Below are 10,568 nucleotides of genomic sequence, written 5' to 3' on the forward strand. Positions count from 1 at the left end.
CCGACCAGCGCGCCGAACACGACAGCGGGGGTCACCAGATCCTTGTCGATGATCCCCTTGCCGATCGTCTCGGCAACCTTGTGCAGCTCGGGAAAGATGACCGAGAGGAAGTAAGCGGCGAAGTTGAAGAAGGCGGCAAACAACACCGCCTGCACCGGCCGCAGCAGCCGCGTCGCGACGACCGTGGCGATGCTGTTCGCGGCGTCGTGCAGGCCATTCAGGAAATCGAACGCCAGCGCGAGGATCACGAGGCCGACGAGGAGCGGAAAAGCGAGTTCGTGCATGGTGGACGCCCCCGCTTATGCGTGGTCGATGACCAGGCCGTCGATCTCGTTCGCGACATCCTCGAAGCTGTCGGTGACGCGCTCGAGATGGCGGAAAAGTTCGCGTGCGATCAGGAATTGCGTGGGGTTCGCTTCGCCATGTTCGCGGAACAGGCGCTTCAGCCCGGCGGCATGGATCTCGTCGGCATGACCTTCCATCCGCACCAGCCGCTCGGTGAGTTCATGGAGCCGCGCACCATTGGCGCCGATGTTGCGGAGCAACGGAAGCGCTTCCGCCGTCAGCCGCGCGGCGTCGACGATGATGCCCGCAATGTCGCGCATTTCGGGCTCGAATTCGGTGACGTCGTACAGATCGACCGCGCCCGCTGTTTTCTGCATCTCGTCGATCGCATCGTCCATCGAGGCGATCAGGTCGGTGATTGCGCTGCGGTCGAACGGGGTCAGGAAGGTGCGGCGGACGGTCTGGAGCACTTCGCGGGTGATCGCGTCGGCGTCATGCTCGCGCTCGATGATTTCCTGGACATGGTCGGCCATGCCCTCACCGCCCTGCAACATGCGCGACAGCGCGTTGGCGCCGGCGACGAGCGTCGCGGCGTGGCTTTCGAACAATTCGAAGAAATTTCCCTGTCGCGGCAGCAAACGCTGAAACCATGCGAACATCCAGCTAACCCCTGTCTTGTCTGCTACATTTTCGACCACCCCGCGCGGCTGGGCGACGGCGCGGAAACCGCCATCGCCGAACGAGCGGATGAGCGCCTGCAAATCGGGTTCCTCGACTGCCGACGCAGCGTCGCGGAACGAGAACCATTTGCGGTCGCGTTCGTCCATTTCCTTCCAGTCGTCGAGCTCGTTCGTCACCGCGAGCGGGAAGACTTCGACATTATACATGATCGACGCGCCATTGGCCCGGCGCTTGCGATATTCATAGCTGCCAATCGGCGTCGGGCAGACCGCGCCGATCACTCCCGCCTCTTCTTCAGCCTCGATCGCGGCTGCGGCATGGCGCGTTATTCCATTCAACGGATTGCCCTTCGGCACCACCCAGCGCTTCGTTTCGCGCGACGTGATCAGCAGGATTTCGGTTGGCCCGTCCTGCGCGGGTCCGCCGAATCGATAAGGAAGGACGGCGATCTGACGCATGAGGCTTTCATCCTTTCCGGCGGTTTCGGGCGCGCGAGGCCATGGGTGACAAACAGGTTACGCCCCTATGACAATAATGTGACAGCGACAAGGACGCTTCATCGCCGCCGCACTTTCCGTAAACGTCAATTCGATTGCAAAATGAAACGCGGTGCGTAATCTACCCCTCAAACATAGTCGGGAGACAGGATGATGGCAGGCACGGCGACGATGGAACGCCCCGCGGACGCGAAAGCTGCACCGGTCGATCAGGATGTGCTGATCGTCGGTGCGGGAATTTCGGGTATCGGCATGGCCGTACATTTGCAGATGAATTCTCCCGACCGCAGCTTCGCCCTCGTCGAGCGCCGCGAACAGCTTGGCGGCACCTGGGATCTGTTCCGCTATCCCGGCATCCGTTCGGACAGCGACATGCATACGCTCGGCTTTGTCTTCGAACCATGGAAGCATGAAAAATCGATCGCCGACGGTCCCTCGATCCTCGAATATTTGAACCGCATCGTCGACGAACGCCATATCCGCGAGCGCATCCGCTTCGACAGCAAGGTCGTCGGCGCCGACTGGGACAGCAATGCCGCGCGCTGGACCGTGACGATGGAGGACAGCAAGGGCGCGAGGTCGACCACGACCGCGCGCTGGCTTTACCTCGGCTCGGGCTATTATGATTATGACGAGCCCTTCGACGCGCAGTTCGCGGGCCGCGAGGATTTTCAGGGGCAGATCATCCACCCGCAATTCTGGCCGAAGGATCTCGATTACAAGGGCAAGAAGGTCGTCGTGATCGGATCGGGGGCGACCGCGGTCACCATCGTCCCGTCGCTGAAGGACGCCGCGCACGTCACGATGCTCCAGCGCACGCCGACCTGGTATTTCATCCGGCCCGCCAAGGACGGGTTCGCGAACTTCCTTCGCAAGTTCCTGCCCGAGGGACTCGCGTACAGGATCACCCGTTTCAAGAATGTCCGGCTGCAGGACATCGCCTTCCGCCGTGCGCGCGAAAAGCCCGAGAAGGTCAAGGAGTATCTGACCAAGAAGCTGCAGGAGAGTCTTGGCGACCGCTACGACGCCGAAGCCTTCACTCCGCCCTATAACCCGTGGGACCAGCGCCTTTGCCTCGTCCCCGACGCCGATTTCTTCGAAGCGATGAAGGCCGACAAGGCGTCGGTCGTGACCGACCATATCGAGAAATTCGACGCGACGGGCATCCAGCTCAAATCGGGTAAACGCCTCGACGCGGACATCATCGTCACCGCGACGGGCCTCAAGCTCGCGGTCGCGGGCAAGATTCCGGTGCGCGTCGATGGTACGCCCGTCGATTGGCACGACCATTTCTATTACAAGGCGTGCATGTTCTCGAACGTGCCGAATTTCTCGGCGGTGTTCGGTTATCTCAACGCAAGCTGGACGCTGCGCGCCGACATCGTGTCCGAATATGTCTGCCGCGTGCTCAACCATATGCGCGATACGGGGACGACTGTCGCCACTCCAGCGCTCGCCGATCCGTCGAGCCTCGAAGAGGAAAATGTCTTTGACTTCTCGTCGGGCTATATCCAGCGGTCGCTGCACATCATGCCGAAGAGCACGGCCGCGCTGCCCTGGCGGCTCAGCCAGAATTATGTGCAGGACCGGATCGACATGCGCACCGGCGCGGTTGCCGACGGTGTACTGACCTTCTCCAACGCGCAAGCGAAGGTGACGGCGGCACCGGCGGAGCTCGAAGCGGCGGAATGACCCCTATCCTCCCCCCTTGATGGGGGGAGGATAGGAAGCCTTAGCGCGTCAGCGGTTAGGCGGAGTTGGATGGAGGTGACGGCGCGTCAGGGCACGGTCGTTCAGGCCGCACCCCCACCGCTGCGACTAGCGAACAAGTTCGCAAGTCTCGCTGCCTCCCCCATCGAGGGGGAGGGCGAGTGAGGTTGGGATACGCCCCCGCGATCAATCGACGTGTTCGGGCTTGCCCTTGGTTGAGCCCTTGGCGAAATCCTCGAGCTGTTTTTCGCTCATGCTGTCGACCATCTGTTTCGATGCGCCTTTGAGTTTCGACTTGGGCGTATCGCCGCGCTTGGCGCTGAGCGCGGCGCCGGCGGCTTTCTGTTGGGCTTTCGATTTGGCTGGCATGGCACTTCTCCTTGCCCGCCCCGCTAGCCATTAACGATCGTACCGCCGTTGGGATGCAGCACTTGGCCCGACATATAGCTGCTATCGTCGCACGCGAGGAAGAGGAAGCAGGGCGCAACTTCATTGGGCTCGCCCGGGCGCTTCATCGGTGTGCTCTCGCCGAAGGTCGCAACCTTCTCGGCGGGTGCGCCGCCGCGCGGATTGAGCGGAGTCCAGATCGGCCCCGGCGCAACGCCGTTCACGCGGATGCCTTTCGCGATCAGATTGTCGCTGAGCGAGCGGGTGAAGGCGGTGATAGCGCCCTTGGTGGCGCTGTAATCGAGCAGCCCCTTTGACCCCTGATACATGGTGACGCTGGTGCAATTGACGATCGCCGCGCCCTTTTTGAGGTGAGGCAAGGCCGCCTGCACGAGATAGAACATGCCGAAGATGTTGGTGGCAAAGGTGCGCTGCAGTTGGTCTTCGCTGATGTCGCGAATATCCGCCGCCGGATGCTGTTCGCCCGCGTTGTTGACGAGGATGTCGAGGCGGCCGAGTTTGTCGACGGTCTGCGCGACGATCTTTTTGCCCGCCTTCGCCTTGCCGACATCCGCCTTGATCACGATCGCGCGGCGCCCTTCGGCCTCGACGATCGCCACGGTTTCGACGGCGTCGGCCCTGTTCTCGAGATAGACAATCGCAATGTCGGCGCCTTCGCGCGCGAACAGCGCACACACCGCGCGGCCGATCCCGCTGTCGCCGCCGGTGACGATCGCGACCTTGCCGTCGAGCCGGCCCGAACCCGGATAGCGCGGCTCCCATTTGGGGGCGCGATCAAGATCGGCTTCGCGATCCGACGGCGGCTTGGCGATCGTCTCGCCCGACCCGACCGCATGGCGCAGTTTCGTCGCGGCGCTCCGCTTGCCCTTCTTTTCCTTTGCGCTTTCGCCAATCTTGCCGGCTTTGGGCTGCTTCGCCATGACCTTGTCCTTCGGTTCAGTTGATGGGGAGGAAGTCGCGCGCGAATTCGGCCTTCACGGCTTTGACGAGCGCGCCCGTCACCGGCACGTTGATCTTGTAGCTTCCCTCGGCATAGGGGCCGATCTCATAGGGTGCGATCGCGATCGTCATGCGGTCGAGGTAGCGCCCGTCCGAAGAGCCGAGCCACACCGTTTGCGCCGATGCCGGCGGGCATTTGCCGAAGGGGCTGTCGGGCGCCTCGTCGGCGGCAATGCCCTTCGCCGCCTTTGCGCGTTTGATCCCGCCGCAGAAATTATCCTTGATCGCAGTGTCGAACGCCTCGCCGCTGGTAAACAGGTCGAGCGGCTTCAGCTGCTTGCGCCGGTTGCGGTCCCAGATCAGCGTGTCGAAGGTCTGCATCCCGTGCGCGCCGCCGGTATACATCTCGACCCCGGCCGAGAGGCTCAGGAATCGCGGTGTGCTGGTCACGCGCTGCCAGATCTGCCGATAGATATGCGCGCGATAGGGATATTCGCCCTTTTCGGCCGCCGCCTTGTCGCGCTGCGCGGCAGCGATCAACGTCCCGCGCTTCGTCGCCCGGTCGCCGTCGAGCGCCCTAGCGAGCTCGGGGATTTGGGCGGCTTCCTCAGGATAGGCATAGACGAATTCGACCAGATCGTTGCTCTCGCTGACCTTCGATGCAGGTGCGCCCTTCGCCGCCGCGTCGGCGGCGCCCTGCGGCGGCGCGCCGGGCACCGAAGCCGCGGCCACCTTTTCCGCCTTCGTCGGCTTGTCGTCGGAACAACCCGCCAGCAGCAGCGCGCCGGCAAGGAGCGAGGTGGCATTTCGCCAGGATGCGTTGGTCGTCATGCAGACATAACGCCGGGAATCGACAAAATATCCCGCGCGGCCTAGCACAGCCGCATGACCGACTATTCCGACCTGATCCAGCCCGACAAGGGGCAGGACGCGCGCCCGATCCATCTCGTCGACAAGAAGGGCTATGACGAATGGCTGAAGGGGCGCAGCGCGCGCGAACGCGCGCATCTTGCCGCGGTCGGTTTCAAACCCGATGCCTTCGTCCACGCGATCCTGCCCGGCGACGACCCTGAAAAATGGGCGGTCGTCACGACCGTCGCGAAAGTCGACAGCCTATCGGCCTGGTGCCTCGCCAAGCTGGGGCAAATCCTCCCCGAAGGCCGCTATCGCCTCGAAGGCCAGCAACCAGGCAAGGCTTTGTTCGGCTGGATGAGCGCGCAATATCGCTTCGACACCTATAAATCGAACCCGCCGGCCAAAGGGCCGCGCGTGCTGCTGACAACCGATGTCGGCGCGATCGCGCCGCTGGTCGCCGAAATGCGTGCGGTCGCGCTCGTCCGCGACCTCGTTAACACCCCCGCTGCCGACATGGGGCCGGCGGCGATCGAGAAGGCCGCCCAACGCATCGCCAAGGCGCATGGCGGCAAGCTGACCGTCACCAAGGGCGAGGCGCTCGAACAGGGCTATCCGATGATCCACGCGGTCGGGCGCGCCGCCGCCAAGCATCATGCGCCGCGCCTGATCGAGATCGAGTGGGGCAAGGACGACCACCCGCGCGTCGCGCTGGTCGGCAAGGGGATCAGCTTCGACAGCGGCGGGCTCGACATCAAGCCAGCGGCGGGCATGCGGCTAATGAAGAAGGATATGGGCGGCGCCGCGCATGTGCTCGCGCTCGCCGAACTGGTGATGACGAGCGGCCTGCCGGTGCGGCTTCACTGTCTTGTCGCCGCGGCCGAAAATGCGATCTCGGCCGACGCCTTTCGCCCCGGCGACGTGCTGAAAAGCCGCCTCGGCCTGACGGTGGAGATCGGCAACACCGACGCCGAGGGACGGTTGGTGCTGGGCGATGCGCTCGCGAGGGCGGGCGAAGCCAAGCCCGAGTTGATCGTCGATTTCGCCACATTGACTGGCGCGGCGCGGGTCGCGCTCGGCCCCGACCTGCCGCCGCTCTTTGCCAATGACGACGCGCTTGCCGAGGCGATGCTCACGGGCGGGATCGAACGCGACGATCCGCTATGGCGGATGCCGCTGTGGGACGGCTACGCCGAGCTGCTCGAAACCGACATCGCCGACCTTGGCAATGCGGGCAGTTCGCCTTTTGCCGGATCGATCACCGCGGCGCTGTTCCTTAAGCGCTTCGTGCCCGAGGGGGCGCTGTGGGTGCATCTCGACACCTTCGCCTGGCGCCCTTCGGCAAAGCCCGGGCGGCCGAAAGGCGGCGCCGCGCTGGGCCTGCGTGCCGCGTGGGCGATGCTGCAAGCACGCTACGACCGCCGCGGCAAAAACTGAACATTCTTGATAAAGAGGGGTCTGCTGGTCTAATGGCGCGCGATTGTCCGCCCCGCGCGGAACTCGGCTTTTTACAGGACGGCAAGTGACAGCAGAAAGTGGCGATAATTCAGCGGCAAACCGCGTGCGCATGGGGCGTCCTGGCGCCGCGGGTGCGGGCCGCGATCGCTTTGGTCTGACCGGCACGTCGCAGGCGTTCGACCCCCGCGTCGTCGCGATCCGCCCCGACCTGGCCGATATCGCGGTCGCGGGAACGCATTTCGCGCCGCATTATGCCGCACCGATGATGCGCAGCGGCGTGCTGCCCGCCGCATCGCTGCGCGCATCGCCGTCGGTCGACGCCGACCAGACGAGCGAGCTGCTGTTCGGCGAAGGCTTTGCCCTGCTCGACCTCACCGGCGGCTGGGCGTGGGGCTATTGTCTCGCCGACCATTATGTCGGCTATCTCGCCGCCGAGGCGCTCGCCGCGCCGATCGCGCCGACGCACCGCGTCGCGATGATCGAGGCGATGCTGCACAGCGCGCCCGACGCCGCGAGCGGCGGCCCCGCCGTCCTGCCGCGCGGCGCGCTGGTGATGGGCGAGCCCGAGGGCGAGTGGCTCGCAACCTCGCACGGCTACCTGCCGCTCGCTTCGCTTGTCGAAGTCGGTGCAGCGGACAACGACCCCGCCGAACTCGCCGAACAGATGATCGGCACGCCCTATGTCTGGGGCGGCCGCACCACGAAAGGCATCGACTGTTCGGGCCTCGTCCAGCTCGTCTGGGCGGCCGCGGGAATCCAGCTTCCGCGCGATAGCGACCTCCAGCTTGCGGCGCTCGGTGCCGACAAGGATGTCGACCCGGCAGAGCTTGCGCGCGGCGACCTCGTCTTTTTCCCCGGCCACGTCGGCATCATGGCCGACAGCCAGACGATCATTCACGCCAGCCGACGATGGATGGCGGTGAACAGCGAACCGCTGGCCGACGTGATCGCGCGTTCGGCCGCAAAGGATCATGATCCGCCGGTGAGCGGATATAAAAGACTGCGATAAGATATGACGAAAACGGTTTTCATCGACGGCGCGGCGGGTACGACGGGCCTCGAAATCGCCGAGCGCCTTGCCGGACGGGACGAGTTCACGCTGATCGCGCTCGACGATGCGCGCCGCAAGGATGCCGCGGCGCGGCGCGAGGCGCTGAACGACGCCGATTTCGTGATCCTCTGCCTTCCCGACGATGCGGCGCGCGAGGCGGTCGCGATGATCGGCAATGACCGCACCCGGGTCATCGATGCATCGACCGCGCATCGTGTCGCGCCGGGCTGGGTCTATGGCTTTCCCGAAGTCAGCGGGCACGACACCGTTGCGGGGGCCGCGCGCGTGTCGAACCCGGGCTGCTATTCGACGGGCTTTATCGCGCTGGTCGCACCGCTCGTGCAGGCGGGCCTGCTACCCGCCGACTGGCCCTATATCTGCCACGCGGTCAGCGGCTATTCGGGCGGCGGCAAGGCGCTGATCGAACGTTTCGAGCAGGATCCCGACATCGCATGGCGCGGCTATGCGCTAGGGCTCGGCCACAAGCATGTGCCCGAAATGCAGGCGCGGTGCGGCCTTGCGATCGGCCCGCTGTTTTCGCCCGCCGTGATCGCCGCGCATCGCGGAATGGTGGTCGAGGTTCCGTTGCCGCTGAGTGCCATGCCCGGTGCCGCGTCGTCGGGCGCGCTGCGCATGGCGCTCACCGAATTCTATGGCGCGAGTCCGATCGTCGTCATGGGCGAGGCGCCGGCGGACGGCGAAATGCTTCTCCGCGCGTCGGATGCGGGCGATGACAGGATTGAGCTGTTCGTCTTTGCCAATAGCGATGCCGGCCAGGCGCGCCTCGTCGCGCGGCTCGACAATCTGGGCAAGGGCGCGAGCGGCGCGTGCGTCCAGAATCTCAACATCATGGCGGGATTGCCCGAAACCGCGGGCCTGCGGCTTTAGAGCCTTCCCCCATCAAGGGGGAGGAGGGGGATTCAGTGCACCGTGTCGAGGATGTCCTCGATCGACAAATAGGTGATCAGCCGCTCGATCTGGCGCCAGCGGGCGAAATGAACGTGGTTGCCGAGTACGCGATATTGCTCGGCGCGCGCTGCGGCGGCGAAGCCCGCTTCTTCGCCATGCATGCTGATCAGCGCATGGGCATCCTCGACCGCGTCGCGGTCGGTGAGAAAGGGTGCTGGCAGGTGCATCGAATTCCTGGTCCGTTACTTCGAGTGCATTTCCTAACGCACGCCCCTCACCGCGCCGTTCCCAACCGTGATGAACGATCGGGTAAGGTTAATAGCAAGCCCTCGGCGGTTAAGCATTTGCGTGCCGATGCAACCCCCTTTGACGCCGCGCGCCGCGCGTGTAGACAGGCGTCATGCGCAAGATCCTGAAATATGCCGCCATCGCCCTGTTGCTGCTGCTGATCGTCGGCGGCATCACATTATACGTCATGTCGCGCCCCGATGTGGCGCGTTTCTCGACCGCCGAGCTCAGCGGGCGGGTGCCGGTGATGGCATCGCAAAAGACCGAGAGCTTCCCGACGGTGAACGTGCCCGAAGCGACGAGCTGGCCCGCAGGCCAGGCGCCGCGCGCGGCGCAGGGGCTGGCGGTGGCGCGCTTTGCCGAAGGGCTCGACCATCCGCGCACGATGCTGGTCCTTCCGAACGGCGACATATTGGTGGCGGAATCGCAGAGCCCGCCGCGCAAGGATGGCGGCGTGCAGGGCGCGGTCATGAAGAATCTGATGGGCAAGGGCGGCACCGGCCGGAAACCGTCGGCGAACCGCATCACCCTGCTCCGCGACGCCGATGGCGACGGCAAGGCCGAAGTGAAGACAGCGTATATCACGGGGCTCAATTCGCCTTATGGCATGGCGCTGGTCGGCAGCACGCTCTATGTCGCGAATACCGACGCGCTGCTCGCCTTCCCCTATGTGGCGGGAGAAACGAAGATGAGCGGCAAGCCATCCAAGCTCGTCGACCTGCCCGCAAAGGGCACCAACCGCCATTGGACCAAGAGCCTCGCGGTTGCGCCCAACGGCTGGCTCTACGTCGGCGTCGGCGCCGATTCCAATATCGGCGAAGCCGGCATAAATCGCGAGTTCCGCCGCGCCAGCGTGCTCGAGGTGCGGCCCGAGAATGGATATATGCGCACCTTTGCGGCCGGCATCCGCAACCCGGTGGGCCTCAATTTCTATCCCGGCAGCGACCGGCTGTGGACGGTGGTGAACGAGCGCGACATGCTGGGCAGCGACCTGGTTCCCGACTATCTGACCGACGTCACCGAGGGCGATTTCTATGGCTGGCCCTGGTATTATTGGGGCGGGTACATCGATCCGCGCGTCGAACCCGAGGCCGAGGATCGCCGCCAGTACGTCAAGCGACCCGAATATGGGCTGGGCGCCCACACCGCGCCGCTGGGCTTCACCTTCACCCAAGGCCTCGACCTTGGCGAGCGCTGGGCGAACGGCGCATTGATCGCGCTGCACGGGTCGTGGAACCGCGAACCTGTCGCGGGTTACAGCGTCGTGTTCGTCAAGTTCGGCGCGGGCGGCAAGCCCGTCGACGCGCTGCCCGTCACCTTGCTCGACCAGTTCCTCGGCAATGACGGCGAGACCACCCGCGGCCGGCCGGCCGATGTGAAGGTGGCGAAGGACGGCAGCGCGCTGGTCGCCGACGATACCGGCGGGGTGATCTGGCGGGTTGCGAAGGCCAATTAAACCCTCCCCCTTGATGGGGGAGGCCGCGAGACTT

11 protein-coding genes are annotated in these 10,568 nt (G+C 64.9%); 5 read left to right on the forward strand and 6 right to left on the reverse strand.

What is annotated here, in order from left to right:
* A partial coding sequence (locus VJ811_RS10825; protein ID WP_324072278.1) for an inorganic phosphate transporter occupies positions 1-284 on the reverse strand: 284 nt, incomplete at its 3' end.
* Between the two features lie 15 nt (positions 285-299).
* Complete coding sequence (locus VJ811_RS10830) at positions 300-1,424, reverse strand: DUF47 family protein (RefSeq protein ID WP_324072279.1); 1,125 nt, start codon at positions 1,422-1,424, stop codon at positions 300-302.
* A gap of 192 nt (positions 1,425-1,616) precedes the next feature.
* Between VJ811_RS10830 and VJ811_RS10835 the strand changes: the two genes are divergently transcribed.
* On the forward strand, positions 1,617-3,155 hold the full coding sequence (locus tag VJ811_RS10835) for an NAD(P)/FAD-dependent oxidoreductase (RefSeq protein WP_324072286.1): 1,539 nt from the start codon (positions 1,617-1,619) through the stop codon (positions 3,153-3,155).
* 204 nt (positions 3,156-3,359) lie between these two features.
* On the opposite strand, the gene VJ811_RS10840 is transcribed toward VJ811_RS10835, so the two are convergent.
* The 3 genes from VJ811_RS10840 to VJ811_RS10850 are packed head-to-tail and all read right to left on the reverse strand — an operon-like array spanning position 3,360 to position 5,351.
* On the reverse strand, positions 3,360-3,542 hold the full coding sequence (locus tag VJ811_RS10840; protein WP_054725234.1) for a DUF3008 family protein: 183 nt from the start codon (positions 3,540-3,542) through the stop codon (positions 3,360-3,362).
* Between the two features lie 23 nt (positions 3,543-3,565).
* The gene (locus VJ811_RS10845; protein ID WP_324072280.1) at positions 3,566-4,501 is read right to left on the reverse strand and encodes an SDR family oxidoreductase; all 936 of its coding nucleotides are present in this window, start codon (positions 4,499-4,501) and stop codon (positions 3,566-3,568) included.
* Between the two features lie 16 nt (positions 4,502-4,517).
* On the reverse strand, positions 4,518-5,351 hold the full coding sequence (locus VJ811_RS10850) for a DUF3298 and DUF4163 domain-containing protein (protein WP_324072281.1): 834 nt from the start codon (positions 5,349-5,351) through the stop codon (positions 4,518-4,520).
* 54 nt (positions 5,352-5,405) lie between these two features.
* Between VJ811_RS10850 and VJ811_RS10855 the strand changes: the two genes are divergently transcribed.
* From VJ811_RS10855 to argC, 3 genes are all read left to right on the forward strand, one after another.
* Positions 5,406-6,809 carry a leucyl aminopeptidase family protein gene (locus tag VJ811_RS10855; protein WP_324072282.1) on the forward strand — a complete coding sequence of 468 codons (1,404 nt, stop codon included), beginning with the start codon at positions 5,406-5,408 and terminating at the stop codon, positions 6,807-6,809.
* Positions 6,810-6,894: 85 nt separating this feature from the next.
* Positions 6,895-7,839, forward strand: coding sequence for a C40 family peptidase (locus VJ811_RS10860; RefSeq protein WP_324072283.1), 945 nt, complete (start codon positions 6,895-6,897; stop codon positions 7,837-7,839).
* 3 nt (positions 7,840-7,842) lie between these two features.
* Positions 7,843-8,769: an N-acetyl-gamma-glutamyl-phosphate reductase gene (gene argC, locus VJ811_RS10865; protein WP_324072284.1), complete on the forward strand. Its 927-nt coding sequence runs from the start codon at positions 7,843-7,845 to the stop codon at positions 8,767-8,769.
* Positions 8,770-8,801: 32 nt separating this feature from the next.
* On the opposite strand, the gene VJ811_RS10870 is transcribed toward argC, so the two are convergent.
* Entirely contained in the window at positions 8,802-9,017 is a 216-nt protein-coding gene (locus VJ811_RS10870) for a hypothetical protein (RefSeq protein WP_058536565.1), read from the reverse strand.
* A gap of 173 nt (positions 9,018-9,190) precedes the next feature.
* Here VJ811_RS10870 and VJ811_RS10875 point away from each other — a divergent pair, with 173 nt between their 5' ends.
* Positions 9,191-10,534, forward strand: coding sequence for a sorbosone dehydrogenase family protein (locus VJ811_RS10875; RefSeq protein ID WP_324072285.1), 1,344 nt, complete (start codon positions 9,191-9,193; stop codon positions 10,532-10,534).
* The last annotated feature ends 34 nt before the right edge of the window (positions 10,535-10,568 follow it).

Source organism: Sphingopyxis sp., assembly GCF_035250425.1.
In the GTDB taxonomy this organism is placed as follows: Bacteria; Pseudomonadota; Alphaproteobacteria; order Sphingomonadales; family Sphingomonadaceae; genus Sphingopyxis.

Bases quoted from the DNA above. Each gene is read 5' to 3' on its own strand.
- VJ811_RS10840 (WP_054725234.1), bottom strand. From the start codon at position 3,542: ATGCCAGCCAAATCGAAAGCCCAACAGAAAGCCGCCGGCGCCGCGCTC.
- VJ811_RS10850 (WP_324072281.1), bottom strand. From the start codon at position 5,351: ATGACGACCAACGCATCCTGGCGAAATGCCACCTCGCTCCTTGCCGGC.
- VJ811_RS10845 (WP_324072280.1), bottom strand. From the start codon at position 4,501: ATGGCGAAGCAGCCCAAAGCCGGCAAGATTGGCGAAAGCGCAAAGGAA.
- VJ811_RS10830 (WP_324072279.1), bottom strand. From the start codon at position 1,424: ATGCGTCAGATCGCCGTCCTTCCTTATCGATTCGGCGGACCCGCGCAG.
- VJ811_RS10835 (WP_324072286.1), top strand. From the start codon at position 1,617: ATGGCAGGCACGGCGACGATGGAACGCCCCGCGGACGCGAAAGCTGCA.
- VJ811_RS10855 (WP_324072282.1), top strand. From the start codon at position 5,406: ATGACCGACTATTCCGACCTGATCCAGCCCGACAAGGGGCAGGACGCG.
- VJ811_RS10875 (WP_324072285.1), top strand. From the start codon at position 9,191: ATGCGCAAGATCCTGAAATATGCCGCCATCGCCCTGTTGCTGCTGCTG.
- argC (WP_324072284.1), top strand. From the start codon at position 7,843: ATGACGAAAACGGTTTTCATCGACGGCGCGGCGGGTACGACGGGCCTC.
- VJ811_RS10870 (WP_058536565.1), bottom strand. From the start codon at position 9,017: ATGCACCTGCCAGCACCCTTTCTCACCGACCGCGACGCGGTCGAGGAT.